General features: G+C 55.5%; 14 protein-coding genes. 4 read left to right on the top strand and 10 right to left on the bottom strand.

Annotation, left to right across the window (positions count from 1 at the left end; all coding sequences use genetic code 11):
- Position 1: 1 nt before the first annotated feature.
- The 8 genes from rffA to trxA all read right to left on the bottom strand — a co-directional run bounded on the left by rffA (position 2) and on the right by trxA (position 8,594).
- Positions 2 to 1,132 carry a dTDP-4-amino-4,6-dideoxygalactose transaminase gene (gene rffA, locus D5067_RS00810; RefSeq protein WP_119936506.1) on the bottom strand — a complete coding sequence of 377 codons (1,131 nt, stop codon included), beginning with the start codon at positions 1,130 to 1,132 and terminating at the stop codon, positions 2 to 4.
- Between the two features lie 4 nt (positions 1,133 to 1,136).
- A complete protein-coding gene (rffC, locus tag D5067_RS00805; protein ID WP_119936333.1) occupies positions 1,137 to 1,814 on the bottom strand; it encodes a dTDP-4-amino-4,6-dideoxy-D-galactose acyltransferase in 678 nt (225 codons plus the stop codon).
- On the bottom strand, positions 1,811 to 3,073 hold the full coding sequence (gene wecC / locus D5067_RS00800) for a UDP-N-acetyl-D-mannosamine dehydrogenase (protein ID WP_119936334.1): 1,263 nt from the start codon (positions 3,071 to 3,073) through the stop codon (positions 1,811 to 1,813). Before wecC ends, rffC begins: the two co-directional genes overlap by 4 nt.
- Positions 3,070 to 4,200 (bottom strand): non-hydrolyzing UDP-N-acetylglucosamine 2-epimerase, encoded by a 1,131-nt coding sequence (gene wecB, locus D5067_RS00795; protein WP_119936335.1) that lies wholly within the window; start codon positions 4,198 to 4,200, stop codon positions 3,070 to 3,072. The genes wecC and wecB overlap by 4 nt, the downstream gene beginning before the upstream one ends.
- Positions 4,201 to 4,256: 56 nt before the next feature.
- Positions 4,257 to 5,303: an ECA polysaccharide chain length modulation protein gene (gene wzzE, locus D5067_RS00790; protein WP_119936336.1), complete on the bottom strand. Its 1,047-nt coding sequence runs from the start codon at positions 5,301 to 5,303 to the stop codon at positions 4,257 to 4,259.
- A gap of 13 nt (positions 5,304 to 5,316) precedes the next feature.
- On the bottom strand, positions 5,317 to 6,420 hold the full coding sequence (wecA, locus tag D5067_RS00785) for a UDP-N-acetylglucosamine--undecaprenyl-phosphate N-acetylglucosaminephosphotransferase (protein ID WP_119936337.1): 1,104 nt from the start codon (positions 6,418 to 6,420) through the stop codon (positions 5,317 to 5,319).
- A 243-nt stretch (positions 6,421 to 6,663) separates the two neighbouring features.
- Positions 6,664 to 7,923, bottom strand: coding sequence for a transcription termination factor Rho (gene rho / locus D5067_RS00780; protein ID WP_001054528.1), 1,260 nt, complete (start codon positions 7,921 to 7,923; stop codon positions 6,664 to 6,666).
- 341 nt (positions 7,924 to 8,264) lie between these two features.
- Positions 8,265 to 8,594 (bottom strand): thioredoxin TrxA, encoded by a 330-nt coding sequence (gene trxA / locus D5067_RS00775; RefSeq protein WP_006179218.1) that lies wholly within the window; start codon positions 8,592 to 8,594, stop codon positions 8,265 to 8,267.
- A gap of 144 nt (positions 8,595 to 8,738) precedes the next feature.
- Between trxA and rhlB the strand changes: the two genes are divergently transcribed.
- Entirely contained in the window at positions 8,739 to 10,004 is a 1,266-nt protein-coding gene (rhlB, locus tag D5067_RS00770) for an ATP-dependent RNA helicase RhlB (RefSeq protein WP_119936338.1), read from the top strand.
- A 6-nt stretch (positions 10,005 to 10,010) separates the two neighbouring features.
- On the top strand, positions 10,011 to 11,495 hold the full coding sequence (gene gppA, locus D5067_RS00765; RefSeq protein WP_119936339.1) for a guanosine-5'-triphosphate,3'-diphosphate diphosphatase: 1,485 nt from the start codon (positions 10,011 to 10,013) through the stop codon (positions 11,493 to 11,495).
- A 51-nt stretch (positions 11,496 to 11,546) separates the two neighbouring features.
- Here gppA and rep read toward each other — a convergent pair whose 3' ends face one another.
- On the bottom strand, positions 11,547 to 13,571 hold the full coding sequence (gene rep / locus D5067_RS00760) for a DNA helicase Rep (protein WP_119936340.1): 2,025 nt from the start codon (positions 13,569 to 13,571) through the stop codon (positions 11,547 to 11,549).
- A gap of 112 nt (positions 13,572 to 13,683) precedes the next feature.
- On the opposite strand from rep, the gene ppiC (D5067_RS00755) reads away from it, so the two are divergent.
- Both ppiC (D5067_RS00755) and ppiC (D5067_RS00750) read left to right on the top strand, forming a co-directional pair.
- Positions 13,684 to 13,965: a peptidylprolyl isomerase PpiC gene (ppiC, locus tag D5067_RS00755; RefSeq protein ID WP_119936341.1), complete on the top strand. Its 282-nt coding sequence runs from the start codon at positions 13,684 to 13,686 to the stop codon at positions 13,963 to 13,965.
- Positions 13,966 to 14,015: 50 nt separating this feature from the next.
- A complete protein-coding gene (ppiC, locus tag D5067_RS00750; protein WP_003017999.1) occupies positions 14,016 to 14,297 on the top strand; it encodes a peptidylprolyl isomerase PpiC in 282 nt (93 codons plus the stop codon).
- 56 nt (positions 14,298 to 14,353) lie between these two features.
- Here ppiC (D5067_RS00750) and cysE read toward each other — a convergent pair whose 3' ends face one another.
- On the bottom strand, positions 14,354 to 15,175 hold the full coding sequence (gene cysE / locus D5067_RS00745; protein ID WP_010426365.1) for a serine O-acetyltransferase: 822 nt from the start codon (positions 15,173 to 15,175) through the stop codon (positions 14,354 to 14,356).
- Positions 15,176 to 15,248 lie beyond the last annotated feature (73 nt).

Genomic DNA, 15,248 nt, shown 5'->3' with positions numbered 1-15,248 from the left:
ATCAGCCGAAATAACTCAGCAGGGTATTAATCACCGTACGCTGGTTGACGGGCGCGAGGTTGTAGAACAGAGGCAGGCGAAGCAGGCGCTCACTCTCTTTGGTAGTGTAGCGGTCTTCACCGGCGAACATGCCAAATGCTTCGCCAGCCGGGCTGGAGTGGAGCGGGATGTAGTGGAATACTGCCAGAATCTCGGCCTCTTTCAGCCAGGCAATCAGGCTGCTGCGATCGTCGTTGTCGCGCAGCTTGATGTAGAACATATGCGCGTTGTGGACACAGTCTGCCGGAATGGTCGGCAGCTCAATGCGCCCTGCTTTCGCCAGCGGCTCCAGCGCGTCGTAATAGGTCTGCCACAGGGACAGGCGCTGCAGATTGATTCTCTCTGCCGCTTCCAGCTGTGCCCACAGGTAGGCGGCCTGCAGATCCGCCATCAGGTAGCTGGATCCAATATCGCGCCAGGTGTACTTATCGACCTGACCGCGGAAGAACTGGCTGCGGTTGGTGCCTTTCTCACGGATCACCTCGGCGCGTTCAACCAGCGCACGGTCGTTAATCAGCGTCGCGCCGCCCTCGCCGCCCGCGGTGTAGTTTTTGGTTTCGTGGAAGCTAAAGCAGCCGATATGGCCGATGGTACCGAGCGCGCGCCCTTTGTAGGTGGACATTACGCCCTGCGCGGCGTCTTCTACCACAAACAGGTCATGCTTCTTGGCGATCGCCATGATGGTGTCCATCTCGCAGGCCACGCCCGCGTAGTGCACCGGAACAATCGCCCGCGTTTTCTCGGTGATCGCCGCTTCAATCAGCGTTTCATCGATATTCATCGTATCCGGGCGGATATCCACAAAGACGATTTTCGCTCCGCGCAGCACAAATGCGTTCGCCGTGGAGACGAAGGTATAGCTTGGCATGATCACTTCATCGCCGGGCTGGATGTCCAGCAGCAGCGCCGCCATCTCCAGGGAGGCCGTACAGGACGGCGTCAACAGTACTTTAGCGCTGTGGAAACGTTGCTCCATCCACTGCTGGCAGCGGCGGGTGAAACCGCCGTCGCCACAGAGCTTGCCGCTGCCCATGGCAGATTGCATATAGTCCAGTTCAGTTCCGACAACGGGTGGGGCGTTAAATGGAATCATCATGTCACCTGTATAACCAGTAAGCGGTGGCGTCGACGTTGGCTCCACTCGCAATATAACGTTTAAGCGCGGCGGTATTGCCCATCTGGGTCGCCACCCGCAGCGTCGATAGCTGTTGTTGCTCTGCCCAGCGCAGCGCAGCCTGCATGAGTTTCTCGCCCATGCCGCGGCCGGCGAGGAGCCCGATGCGCGCGTCCTGCTCATTCACCTTTCGCAGGGAAACGAACCCCTGAATCTGGCCATCCACCGCGCGGAAAACCAGACACGCGTGGTCGAACGTGCCTTTTACCGCATTTTCAATCCACTGAGCATAAAAACGGCCGCTGTCTTCAGGCTTATACCAGGGAGCACGAAAGCGGCTTTGGGCAAACGCCTGCGCCGCCATCTGGCGCAGCGCCGGAATGTCCTGCTCCGTTGCAATTTCTGCGCCTGCCGACGCGTGGCGGGAAACCGTAATGGAAAGGTCAACTTCGCCTTCAACCAGCCGGAAGCCCTGCTGCTGGAGCGCATCCAGCAGATCGGCGCGGCCCGCCGGGATCTTCGCCTGCACGCGTTGCCACGCCGCGAAGTCCGCTGCCTGCAAAACAGGCGCGTCATCGCGCAGACGAACAATTGCCGAAGGACGTGCAAAAAAGGTGCTTTCCCACTCAAGGGACTCCAGCACACCGTTGAGTTGACTCAACGCCACACGCCTTTGGTATCAACCACATACTGCTGATGAACGGCTTCAGCAGAGGTCGTTTTGAACTCTTTGTGATCCACCAGCAGCACCAGCACATCCGCCGTCGCCAGCGCCTCGTCCAGTGCGGTCAAGGTGCAGTGACCCGCCAGCTTCGCAGGAAGCTCGTGGATGTTCGGCTCAACCACCAGCGTTTCACCGCTGTGCCAGCCGGCGATCATCTCGGCGATTTCCATCGCCGGGCTTTCGCGCAGATCGTCAATGTTTGGCTTAAAGGCCAGGCCAAAGCAGGCAATTTTCAGCTCGCTGGCGCGCTTACCGCTTGCTGCCAGGCAGTCAGCGACCGTCGCTTTTACCTGGTTGAGCACCCAGTGCGGTTTGCTGTCATTCACTTCGCGCGCGGTGCGGATCAGGCGCGCCTGATTCGGGTTTTGCGCCACGATGAACCACGGGTCAACCGCGATACAGTGGCCGCCCACGCCCGGCCCTGGCTGGAGGATATTTACGCGCGGATGACGGTTGGCGAGGGCAATCAGCTCCCAGACGTTGATCCCCTGATCGGCACAAATCAGCGACAGTTCATTCGCGAAGGCGATGTTAACGTCGCGGAAGCTGTTTTCCGTCAGTTTGCACATCTCGGCGGTGCGGGAGTTAGTCACCACGCATTCGCCTTCAAGGAAAATCTTATACAGCTCGCTGGCGCGCGCGGAGCAGACGGGCGTCATGCCGCCAATCACGCGGTCGTTTTTAATCAGTTCAACCATCACCTGGCCCGGCAGCACGCGCTCAGGACAGTAGGCAATATTGATATCGGCCTGCTCCCCTGCCTGCTGCGGGAAGCTTAAATCAGGCCGGGCCTCGGCCAGCCACTGCGCCATCTGTTCGGTTGCGCCTACCGGAGAAGTGGACTCGAGGATCACCAGCGCCCCTTTCTTCAGCACGGGCGCGATGGATTTGGCCGCCGCCTCAACGTAGACCATATCAGGCTCATGATCGCCCTTAAAAGGCGTTGGAACCGCGATCAGATACGCGTCGGCTTCGACGGGCGTCGTGCTGGCGCGCAGGAATCCACCCTCAACCGCCTTCTTCACCACGAGGTCAAGGTCAGGCTCTACGATATGAATTTCGCCACGGTTGATGGTTTCCACCGCGCGCGCGTTGATATCAACGCCAACAACCTGCTTTTGACGAGAGGCAAAGGCCGCTGCAGTAGGCAGCCCAATGTAGCCAAGACCAACCACAGAGATGGTAGTAAAACTCATAGCGTTACCCGATTGTGTTTAAGTGCATACAAAATACGACCACAGGCCTGCCCGTCACCGTACGGGTTATGGGCCCGGCTCATTGCCTGATACTCTTCTTCGTCGTGCAGCAAGCGCGTCACTTCGTCGACGATACGCTGCTTATCCGTGCCCACCAGGCGTACCGTTCCGGCTTTAACCGCTTCCGGACGCTCGGTGGTTTCGCGCATCACCAGCACCGGCTTGCCGAGAGAAGGTGCCTCCTCCTGAATGCCGCCGGAGTCCGTCAGGATCAGCCAGGCGTGGTTCATCAGCCAGACAAAGGGCATATAGTCCTGCGGTTCGATCAGGAGAACGTTGTCGACATGACCCAGGATACGGTTGACGGGTTCGCTAACGTTCGGGTTGAGATGGACCGGATAGACGATCTGCACATCTTCGTTCTGCGCGGCGATTTCAGCCAGCGCGTGGCAAATCTGTTCAAAACCACGGCCAAAGCTTTCGCGTCGGTGGCCCGTCACCAGAATCGTCTTCTTGCCGTTGTTCAGGAAGGGGTAGCGCGCAGCGAGTTCGCTCTGGAGTGTTTCGTTTGACAGCACGCGGTCACGCACCCAGATCAGGGCATCAATCACCGTGTTTCCGGTGACAAAAATCTTGTTGTCGGCGATGTTCTCTCGCAGCAGGTTCTGGCGCGAGTTCTCCGTCGGCGCGAAGTGGAACATCGCCAGATGTCCGGTCAGCGTGCGGTTGGCCTCTTCCGGCCAGGGTGAGTAAAGATTACCGGTACGCAGACCCGCTTCAACATGGCCAACCGGAATGCGCTGATAAAACGCAGCAAGACTGGTTGCAACCGTGGTCGTGGTATCGCCGTGCACCAGTACGACATCTGGCTTAAACGACTCCAGAATAGGCTTTAGCTCTTGCAAAATACGACAGGTGATCTCCGTCAACCCCTGGCCCGGTTTCATAATATTGAGATCGTAGTCCGGGACGATAGAAAAGAGGGTTAAGACCTGATCGAGCATCTCACGATGCTGGGCAGTCACGCATACTTTCGCTTCAATATCAGGATCTCTGGACAGCGCATGGACCAGAGGCGCCATCTTGATGGCCTCCGGCCTGGTGCCAAATACGGTAAGTACTTTCACATCGATTCTCTTCGATTAGGCGATGAAGGCCGTAGCCTTCATCGTAGACGGCGTTCTTAATTTGTGCGACGACGCGTTAACGCTACGCCAGCGCCAGCCAGTGCGCCCACAATCCCCCACATGATCATCAGGAATGCGCGTCGCGGACTATCGCGTTTTACAGGTTCTTCAGGCGTTCTCAAATAACGATAGGTCTGAAAACGCGGGTCCATCGTTGGACCGACGTTCAGCGTGTTAAGCATGGCGCGGTTTTGGTCGTAATCGAGGTCAAAATCAGGGCCAACGGCCTGGAGATTTTCCAGGCGAGCCTGAAGCATTGGACGACCCAGGAGGAACATTTCGGAATCAGGGAGTTCATCAGCCGGTACATCGGTTTCACTGCGGGAGATGTTGTGCTGCTCCGCAATTTTCAGCGCCTGCTCAATGTTGTGTACACGACGGGCAAAAATGGCTTTTGCCACCTCTTCCTGGCGCTTCACCTGCGCCTTCATCTGGATGGTACGCGCAGCCCAGGCGCCTTTCAGCTCATCGTTGAGATGGCTCGCCGCACGCTGGCTGGCAAACGCGACGTACTGGCGCAGCAGGTTATTGGCGTCCGGCGCCGTTTCAGCAATCAGCTTTACGTTGTCGTTAACGTTACGGAGCACATCGCCCGGCATAAACTGGATGTTGTTGATCAGGTCATCCAGCAGCGCGGCGTCAGCTTTGGTGTTATCAACCCGACGCTGCTTGTAATAATCCGTCTGGGACCAGAAATCGCGACGCGTATCCCAGGAGGCGAGCTGCATCACAAACTCTTTGTAGGCCTCATCCATCACGGAAGCCTGATCGGGCGTGGCAAGGTTCGCCTTAATGTCCAGATTACGCAGGAACTGCTGCTGGGAATAGTACCCCCCGAGCATGTTAACCGTTGGTCGGTCAGTGATCGCCGTGGCGCTCCACTCTTGCTTTGCAAAAAACGTATAGGCAAGCGCTAACAGAGCGAACCCCAGCGCGATCCCCGCTATCCAAAATTTGCCTCGCCATAACACACGAAACAAACCACGAATATCCAGCTCATTCTCAGTTGCCACTGATCTCGCTCCCGCCAACGGTTGAGTCATCATAGTCCCGGTTTTACTTAGTTAATGTTGTATTTTTGCCACTGTTTCGACGCATCCTGCGTTTTATACGTTTGATGAATCGCGCCACTTTCCATGCGCGCTTGATGCAGTAACCGTACATAAAGAATGCTAGCAAGAATAATACCAACATTACCCATTCAGGGATGAAATGTGCATATTCTGCGGCAACGCCAATTCCGGCCAGAAGGGCGGCCGCGAGGGTGATCAGGACAAAAGCCTGACGGGACGTGAAACCCGCGCGCATGATCAGATGATGAATATGCTGGCGGTCCGGGGAGAAAGGACTCATGCCCTTACGCAGACGACGATACATAATCGCCACCATGTCCATCAGCGGAATGGCGATAATCCACAGCGCCGTCACCGGGCTAATCGGATGCGTTTTACCCTGGGTGGTTTCCAGGAGGATCCAGATAACGGTAAAACCAATTAAGGTACTGCCCGCGTCGCCCATAAAGACTTTATAGCGACGGCCCAGCACGCCGAGGTTAAGGCAGATGTAAGGCAGGATGGCGGCAATCATGGCGAAGCACCACATTGACAGGCTGTACTGGCCATCAAACCACAAAATGATACCGATAGCGGCAAACGAGACCGAAGACAGCCCACCGAGCAGGCCGTCAATCCCGTCAACCATATTGAAAGCGTTGATGGCAGCCCAGACGGCAAACAGCGTCAGGAAGAAACCAAACGGTCCAAGCACCAGTTCCCATGGGCCAAATACGTACCCCAGGCTTCTCAGGTACAGGCCACCGACCACCATCATGATGACGCCAATGGCTGCCTGGACGGTTGCGCGGAACTTAACGCTGATATCAAACCGGTCATCAAGCGCCCCGACTAACACGAGGACACCTGCACATGCCAGGTAGAGTGCGGCATGCGGAATATAGTAATCCGCGATCCCAAACGTGAAACAGATACCTGCATAGACCGAGATCCCCCCCACCAACGGGATAAGCCCCTGGTGACGTTTACGGAAATTCGGTTTGTCCACTAACCCGATTCTTTTTGCTACCTTACGCGCAATGAACAAAAAACAGGTTGTGAATAAAAAAATACTGATCAGCTCAGTTACTGCAGTGAGTAGATTCACAATGGATTGCTCTCAACAAATGTTAGTCCCGGAAGTATAACCATGAAGCCTCAGCCTCAGAAGGATTAAAAGGCGGCTTCTCACAACTCCCTTTGTATGTTTTTCAATCAATTATTTCTTTGACTGTGCAAACCTTCTTATTGTCGCACCGACAGGTCAAAATTGGGAGTCTGTGGTAATAGCGTATAGTCCATAAATGAAAAACGCCACGTAAAAACGTGGCGTTTGCTGGGATTATTTGCTTTACGAGCGTTTCATCATGTCGAAGAAATCGTCGTTAGTTTTAGTCATCGCCAGTTTATTGATGAGGAATTCCATTGCATCAATTTCACCCATTGGATGGATGATTTTGCGCAGGATCCACATTTTCTGCAGCTCTTCCTGCGTGGTGAGCAGCTCTTCCTTACGGGTACCGGAACGGTTGTAGTCGATAGCCGGGAAGACGCGTTTTTCTGCGATCTTACGAGAAAGGTGCAGTTCCATGTTGCCTGTACCTTTAAACTCTTCGTAGATAACTTCGTCCATTTTAGAGCCGGTGTCGATCAGCGCCGTCGCGATGATGGTCAGGCTGCCGCCCTCTTCCACGTTACGTGCCGCACCGAAGAAGCGCTTTGGACGGTGCAGGGCGTTAGCATCCACACCACCGGTCAGTACTTTGCCGGACGCAGGGACAACGGTGTTGTACGCACGCGCCAGACGGGTGATGGAGTCGAGCAGGATGATCACGTCTTTCTTGTGCTCAACCAGGCGTTTTGCCTTCTCGATAACCATTTCCGCGACCTGAACGTGACGGGATGCCGGTTCGTCAAAGGTAGAAGCAACCACTTCACCTTTCACCAGACGCTGCATCTCGGTCACTTCTTCCGGACGTTCGTCAATCAGCAGTACCATCAGCACACAGTCTGGGTGGTTGTAGGCGATGCTCTGCGCGATGTTCTGCAGCAGCATGGTTTTACCCGCTTTTGGCGGCGCCACAATCAGACCACGTTGACCACGACCAATTGGAGAAGCCAGGTCCAGCACACGTGCAGTTAAGTCTTCGGTAGAACCGTTACCACGCTCCATGCGCAGGCGAGAGTTCGCGTGCAGCGGCGTTAAGTTCTCGAAGAGGATCTTATTGCGCGAGTTCTCCGGCTTGTCGTAGTTAACTTCGTTAACTTTCAACAGCGCAAAGTAGCGTTCACCCTCTTTAGGAGGACGAATCTTACCTGAAATGGTGTCACCAGTGCGGAGGTTGAAACGGCGGATTTGGCTAGGGGATACGTAGATGTCGTCAGGGCCGGCGAGGTAGGAGCTGTCTGCAGAGCGGAGGAAACCAAATCCGTCTTGCAATATCTCCAGCACACCGTCGCCAAAGATATCTTCGCCACTCTTAGCGTGCTGCTTCAGGATGGCGAAAATGATGTCCTGCTTGCGCATACGAGCCTGGTTTTCCAGACCCATATTTTCGCCGAGAGTAATCAGCTCAGAAACCGGCGTATTCTTTAATTCGGTAAGATTCATAATGGTGTGGGTTCTTAAACTCGGGGTGATACTCGAACTTAATGTTGTGAATGGTATGGCAGGGTCATCCATGCCTGTTTAGCGGCCATCAACTCATGTCTGTTCGCTGTCTGGTCACAGGGAAAGAACGCAGAACTGAAACGACAAGACGGATTGAGTGACAAGCCCGGAATCTAGCAACTTCACGCACTGTGTATGTCAACAACGGGAAGTATCGGGTAAAACAAGATTCAAACAACAAGATATGTTTAAAACGAAGTCATAGCTAACTTAGCACGACTAAAGCCGGGCGTCCAGAGGTCCCCAAAATTTAGGCGATCTGGACGCGCAGCCGAGAAACCTTACGCCAGGTTAGCGTCCAGGAACTCTTTCAGTTGGCCTTTGGACAGCGCGCCCACTTTGGTCGCCGCCACTTCGCCGTTTTTGAACAGCAGCAGGGTCGGGATGCCACGGATACCGTATTTTGGCGCGGTGCCCGGGTTCTGGTCGATGTTCAGCTTGGCAACGGTCAGTTTGCCCTGATATTCGTCAGCGATCTCATCCAGAATCGGGGCGATCATTTTGCAAGGACCACACCATTCAGCCCAGAAATCGACGAGGATCAGCCCGTCAGCTTTAAGTACGTCCGTGTCAAAACTGTCGTCAGTCAGGTGAATAATTTTATCGCTCATATATAACTCCACAGGAATAAGCCTGGTACGTTGGTTTTGTCTCCACCAACGACGTGTTGATGTCGCATTAACCAACTAAAGGTTGACTTTATTTCACCGGATACGCTTTCGTAAAGCAATAGTAAGCTGATATTCTACCACACTATGAGCAAAACACATTTAACAGAACAGAAGTTTTCCGACTTCGCCCTGCACCCAAAAGTCATCGAAGCCCTTGAAACTAAAGGCTTTCATAACTGCACGCCCATTCAGGCCCTCGCGCTGCCGCTGACGCTGGCCGGACGCGATGTTGCAGGGCAGGCGCAAACCGGTACTGGCAAAACGATGGCGTTTTTGACGTCAACGTTTCATTATTTACTCTCTCACCCAGCGATTGCAGACCGCAAAGTTAACCAGCCGCGCGCGCTAATTATGGCCCCGACGCGAGAACTGGCGGTACAGATCCACGCAGACGCTGAACCCCTGGCGCAGGCTACCGGCCTGAAGCTCGGCCTGGCCTATGGCGGCGACGGCTACGATAAACAGCTTAAAGTGCTGGAAAGCGGTGTGGATATCCTGATTGGTACCACCGGCCGTCTTATCGACTACGCTAAACAGAACCACATTAACCTCGGTGCCATCCAGGTGGTGGTGCTTGATGAAGCCGACCGCATGTACGATCTGGGCTTCATCAAAGACATCCGCTGGCTGTTCCGCCGCATGCCTGTGGCAAACCAGCGCCTGAACATGCTGTTCTCAGCAACCCTTTCTTATCGCGTACGTGAGCTGGCGTTCGAACAGATGAACAACGCCGAATACGTAGAAGTCGAACCCGAGCAGAAAACCGGTCACCGCATTAAAGAAGAGCTCTTCTATCCTTCTAACGAAGAGAAAATGCGCCTGCTGCAAACGCTGATCGAAGAAGAGTGGCCGGATCGCGCCATTATCTTCGCGAACACGAAACACCGCTGTGAAGATATCTGGGGCCATCTGGCTGCCGATGGCCACCGTGTTGGCCTGCTGACCGGCGACGTGGCACAGAAAAAACGCCTGCGCATTCTTGAAGAATTTACCCGTGGCGATCTGGATATTCTGGTCGCAACCGACGTCGCCGCACGCGGCCTGCACATTCCAGCCGTGACGCACGTCTTTAACTACGATCTGCCGGATGACTGTGAAGACTACGTACACCGCATCGGTCGTACCGGTCGCGCAGGCGCAAGCGGTCACTCGATTAGCCTTGCGTGTGAAGAGTATGCGCTGAATCTTCCAGCCATTGAGACCTACATCGGTCACTCTATTCCGCAGAGCAAATACAATCCGGAAGCGCTGTTAAGCGAATTGCCGCCGCCTAAGCGCCTTAGCCGCCCACGCACCGGTAATGGTCCGCGACGTTCCGGTCCGCCGCGCAATCGTCGTCGTTCAGGTTAAGAAAATATGCTCAGCTCCACCTCGCTCTATGCGGCAATCGATCTCGGTTCCAACAGTTTTCATATGCTGGTTGTGCGCGAGGTGGCAGGAAGCATACAGACGCTGACGCGCATTAAGCGCAAGGTCCGCCTCGCGGCGGGCCTGAGCAGCGATAATCAGCTCTCCCCCGAAGCCATGGAACGTGGCTGGCAGTGTCTGCGCCTCTTTGCGGAACGCTTGCAGGATATCCCCCCTACACAAATTCGCGTTGTCGCCACGGCGACACTCCGCCTGGCGGTAAACGCCGTGGATTTTATTGCCAAAGCGCAGGAAATTCTCGGTTGCCCGGTGCAGGTGATCAGCGGTGAAGAAGAAGCGCGCCTGATTTATCAGGGCGTTGCGCACACTACGGGTGGCGACGATCGCCGTCTGGTCGTCGATATCGGCGGTGCCAGTACCGAACTGGTAACGGGTACGGGTGCGCAAGCGACGTCGCTGTTCAGCCTGTCGATGGGCTGTGTCACCTGGCTTGAACGTTATTTCACTGACCGCAATCTCGCTCAGGAGCATTTCGACGCGGCTGAAAACGCCGCTCGCGAGGTGCTGCGTCCGGTCATGGACGACCTGCGCTACCACGGCTGGAAAGTGTGCGTCGGCGCGTCCGGAACCGTACAGGCATTGCAGGAAATCATGATGGCGCAGGGGATGGATGAGCGGATCACGCTTGCCAAACTGCAGCAGCTGAAACAGCGCGCCATTCAGTGCGGACGGCTGGAAGAGCTGGAAATTGAAGGGCTGACGCTTGAACGCGCGCTGGTCTTCCCCAGCGGGCTTGCCATTCTGATTGCCATTTTCACCGAGCTGAACATCCAGTGTATGACCCTGGCCGGCGGCGCGCTGCGCGAAGGCCTGGTCTACGGAATGCTGCATCTGTCGGTTGATCAGGACATCCGAAGCCGCACGCTGCGCAACGTGCAGCGTCGTTTTATGGTTGATAGCGATCAGGCCAACCGCGTGGCACAGCTGGCGTCTTATTTCGCCGATCAGGTCGCAAACTGCTGGGATCTGGAACCGTTAAGCCGGGATTTACTGCTTAGCGCCTGTGCACTGCATGAAGTGGGTTTGAGCATCGATTTTAAGCAGGCGCCGGCTCACGCGGCCTATCTGGTACGGAATCTCGACCTGCCGGGCTATACGCCCGCGCAAAAAAAGCTCCTCGCGACCCTGCTACTCAATCAGACCAACGCTGTAGACCTCTCCTCGCTGCATCAGCAAAACGCCGTGCCGCCGCGCGTGGCCGAGCATTTGTGTCGTTTACTTCGTCTGGCGATCCTGTTTGCCAGCCGTCGTCGCGACGATTTGCTGCCCGCCATAAGCCTGGTAGCGGAAGATGAACGACTTTCACTGACCCTTCCGACAAACTGGCTGGATCATCACCCGCTTGGCGCGGAGTTGATCGAGCAGGAGTGCCAGTGGCAGAGCTATGTGCACTGGGCGCTTGAGGTAAAGTAAGTCGCTGAACAATGCCGGGTGGCGGCTTCGCCTTACCCGGCCTACTCATCATTATCCTTTCTCTTTGGCTTTAGCCAGCATGGCGCGAATATTCGCCACGTTTGCCTGTCCTTTGTGCATGCGTTCTTCGGCAGTAATGACTTTACGCTCCTGCTCCCAGATTAAATCATCCTGAGGCAGTTCCATCAGAAAGCGGCTCGGCTCAGGGCGCACCAGTTCACCGTACTGTCGGCGCTCTTTGCACAGCGTGAAAATCAGTTCTTTCTGAGCGCGGGTAATGCCCACATAGGCCAGACGACGCTCTTCGTCGACGTTATCTTCATCAATGCTGCTCTGGTGTGGCAGCAGGCCCTCCTCCATCCCCACCAGGTACACGTACGGAAACTCCAGCCCTTTTGACGCATGCAGGGTCATCAGCTGAACCTGGTCGACCTCTTCTTCACTCTCTCCGCGCTCCATCATATCGCGCAGCGTAAAGCGGGTGACCACCTGAGTCAGGGTCATGGGTTCGTCGATCTCGGAGCCTTCCAGCATTTCGGTCATCCAGCTAAAGAGCTGGTTGACGTTTTTCATGCGCATCTCGGCCGCTTTCGGGCTGGCAGAGGTCTCATAAAGCCAGGATTCGTAATCAATACCGTGAATAAGGTCGCGCACCGCCGCCACGGGCTCGCGTTCCGCCAGGCGCTGCACTTCACCCAGCCAGTGGGTAAAGCGGGTTAACGAATCATAACCCCGCCCGGTGAGCGTCTGGCTCAGCCCCATATCGAAGCTGGCGGTAAACATACTTTTGTTGCGGGTCATCGCCCATTCGCCCAGCTTTTGCAATGTCGCCGGGCCAATCTCGCGTTTTGGCGTATTCACGATACGTAAAAACGCGCTGTCATCATCCGGGTTCGTCAGCACGCGCAGATAGGCCAGAAGGTCTTTAATTTCAGGACGCGAGAAGAACGAGGTGCCGCCAGAAATTTTGTACGGGATGCGGTTTTGCATAAGCATCTTTTCAAACACGCGCGACTGGTGGTTGCCGCGATAGAGGATCGCGTAATCCTTATACTCAGTTTTATTCACAAAGTGGTGGGCTATGAGCTCACCCGTGACGCGCTCGGCTTCATGCTCTTCATTGTTTGCGCTAAGGACTTTTAGCTCGGTACCGTAGCCCAGCTCGGAGAACAGTCGCTTCTCAAACACGTGCGGGTTATTGGCGATGAGGATGTTAGCCGCCTTCAGAATGCGGCCGGAGGAGCGGTAGTTCTGCTCAAGCTTAATCACCTGCAGCGCCGGGAAATCTTTGCTCAGCAGGACCAGGTTTTGCGGACGCGCGCCGCGCCAGGAGTAGATCGACTGATCGTCATCTCCGACCACGGTAAAGCGCGCGCGCTGGCCTACCAGCAGCTTCACCAGCTCGTACTGGCTGGTGTTAGTATCCTGATACTCATCCACCAGCAGGTAGCGAATTTTGTTCTGCCAACGCTCCCGCACCTCTTCATTGCGCTGAAGCAGCAGCGTTGGCAGCAGAATAAGGTCGTCAAAATCCAGCACGTTACAGGCTTTCATGTGCGCATCGTACAGGCTGTAGCAGTGGGCGAAGATCCGATCCCGCTCGCCTTTCGCACTCGCCGCCGCCTGGGCTGGCGTCATCAGATCGTTTTTCCAGTTCGAGATCGTTGAGATCAGCTGCTGCAGCAGGACTTTATCATCTTCGATCAGCCCTTCGGTCAGATCTTTCAGCAGCGCCACCTGGTCGGTGTCATCAAAAAGCGAAAAGTTCGATTTCATCCCCAGCGCCGCGTATTCGCGTTTGATGATATCCAGCCCCAGGGTGTGGAAGGTTGAAATCATCAGCCCGCGCGCCTCTTTACGCCCCAGCGTCTGCCCGACACGCTCTTTCATCTCGCGCGCCGCTTTGTTGGTAAAGGTGACCGCCGCAATATGCCGTGCCTGATAGCCACACTCGCGGATCAGGTGGGCGATTTTATTGGTGATCACGCGGGTTTTACCCGAACCGGCCCCTGCCAGCACCAGGCATGGTCCAGTGACGAATTCGACCGCTTGTTGTTGTCCAGGGTTTAAACGCATGGGAATATTGCTCAATCTTCGAACGGGGTGTGGATTGTAGCAGAAAGCCGGGCGCAGATTTACCGGCTAATGATAAAGTGAAGAAAACGCGATTATCCCTTAGAGTAAAACCATGAAAAAGACCGCCGCAGCCCTGCACATTCTGGTGAAAGAAGAGAAACTGGCTCAGGAGATCCTGACCAAGCTGGCGCGTGGCATCAGCTTCGATCATCTGGCGAAGCGCTACTCAAAGTGTCCGTCCGGGCGAAACGGCGGCGATTTGGGTGAATTTAAACAGGGAGCGATGGTTGGGCCCTTCGATCAGGCGGTCTTTAGCTGCCCGCTTGTGAAACCCTATGGTCCGGTAAAAACCAAATTTGGCTACCACATCATTAAGGTGCTGTATCGCCGCTAACGCGTGGTATATTGCGCCCCGATTTTTCACAACCTGTTCAAGGCACGATCATGGCAAAAACAGCAGCAGCAGTGCATATCCTTGTTAAAGAAGAGAAACTGGCGTTAGATCTTCTGGAACAAATTAAAAACGGTGCCGACTTCGGCAAGCTGGCGAAGAAGCACTCCATTTGCCCGTCAGGCAAACGCGGCGGTGACTTAGGCGAATTCCGCCAGGGCCAGATGGTCCCGGCGTTCGATAAAGTGGTGTTCTCCTGCCCGGTGCTGGAGCCAACTGGCCCGCTGCATACGCAGTTCGGCTACCACATCATCAAAGTGCTCTACCGCAACTAATAAAAAAGCCTGGTGCGTGAATGCGCCGGGCTTTTTTGTCGCAGGCTTCCGACGGGTTAGATGCCGTCGCCATACTCAAACGTATGGTGAATGCCATTGAAATGCTGATCCATGTCCATCGACGGCTTATCGCTGTCTGGCTTCCCAACGATGCGCGCCGGCACGCCGGCCGCGGTGGTATGCGGAGGTACAGGCTGCAGCACAACCGAACCCGCACCAATTTTCGCGCCACGCCCGACTTCAATATTACCGAGGATCTTCGCACCGGCGCCAATCATCACCCCTTCACGGATCTTCGGATGGCGATCGCCGCTGGTCTTACCGGTGCCTCCCAGGGTTACCGACTGCAGGATCGAGACGTCATCTTCAATCACTGCCGTTTCACCTACAACGATGCCGGTGGCGTGGTCGAGCATGATCCCGCGGCCAATTTTCGCCGCCGGGTGAATGTCCACCTGGAAGGTCACGGAGACCTGATTTTGCAGGAAGATCGCCAGCGCGCGACGGCCTTCATTCCATAACCAGTGGCCGATGCGGTAAGCCTGAAGCGCATGGAAGCCCTTCAGGTACAGCAGCGGTGTTGAGTATTTATCAACCGCCGGGTCACGCGTGCGCACGGCCTGGATATCACAAGCGGCTGAGGCGATCATTTCCGGGTCTGCGGCATAGGCCTCTTCCACCACCTCACGAATGGCGATAGCAGGCATGATGGATGAAGCTAGCTTATTGGCGAGCATATAGCTCAGGGCGCTGCCAAGGTCTTCGTGCTTGAGTAGCGTCGCGTGGTAGAAACTGGCCAGCATAGGCTCGCAGTCAGCCAAAGCCCGAGCTTCGGCTTTAATATTGTTCCAGACGATATCCAGTTCTTCACACGGCATTGCTTGCTCCAGACGATAGTTAATGACCAGCCAGTTCTGCGCTGGCTGGGTCATTCAGGTGACGATAGTTCCC

Origin of the sequence: Enterobacter huaxiensis, assembly GCF_003594935.2 — a bacterium.
GTDB classification, from domain to species: Bacteria; Pseudomonadota; Gammaproteobacteria; order Enterobacterales; family Enterobacteriaceae; genus Enterobacter; species Enterobacter huaxiensis.
Note: the sequence above shows the minus strand (reverse complement) of the source record. Positions and strands in the feature narration are given on the sequence as shown.

What these genes read in the sequence shown, in the direction of transcription:
- rffA (WP_119936506.1), bottom strand. Translation starts at nt 1,132, where the DNA reads ATGATTCCATTTAACGCCCCACCCGTTGTCGGAACTGAACTGGACTAT.
- wecC (WP_119936334.1), bottom strand. Translation starts at nt 3,073, where the DNA reads ATGAGTTTTACTACCATCTCTGTGGTTGGTCTTGGCTACATTGGGCTG.
- wzzE (WP_119936336.1), bottom strand. Translation starts at nt 5,303, where the DNA reads ATGACTCAACCGTTGGCGGGAGCGAGATCAGTGGCAACTGAGAATGAG.
- rho (WP_001054528.1), bottom strand. Translation starts at nt 7,923, where the DNA reads ATGAATCTTACCGAATTAAAGAATACGCCGGTTTCTGAGCTGATTACT.
- trxA (WP_006179218.1), bottom strand. Translation starts at nt 8,594, where the DNA reads ATGAGCGATAAAATTATTCACCTGACTGACGACAGTTTTGACACGGAC.
- rhlB (WP_119936338.1), top strand. Translation starts at nt 8,739, where the DNA reads ATGAGCAAAACACATTTAACAGAACAGAAGTTTTCCGACTTCGCCCTG.
- gppA (WP_119936339.1), top strand. Translation starts at nt 10,011, where the DNA reads ATGCTCAGCTCCACCTCGCTCTATGCGGCAATCGATCTCGGTTCCAAC.
- rep (WP_119936340.1), bottom strand. Translation starts at nt 13,571, where the DNA reads ATGCGTTTAAACCCTGGACAACAACAAGCGGTCGAATTCGTCACTGGA.
- ppiC (WP_119936341.1), top strand. Translation starts at nt 13,684, where the DNA reads ATGAAAAAGACCGCCGCAGCCCTGCACATTCTGGTGAAAGAAGAGAAA.
- ppiC (WP_003017999.1), top strand. Translation starts at nt 14,016, where the DNA reads ATGGCAAAAACAGCAGCAGCAGTGCATATCCTTGTTAAAGAAGAGAAA.
- cysE (WP_010426365.1), bottom strand. Translation starts at nt 15,175, where the DNA reads ATGCCGTGTGAAGAACTGGATATCGTCTGGAACAATATTAAAGCCGAA.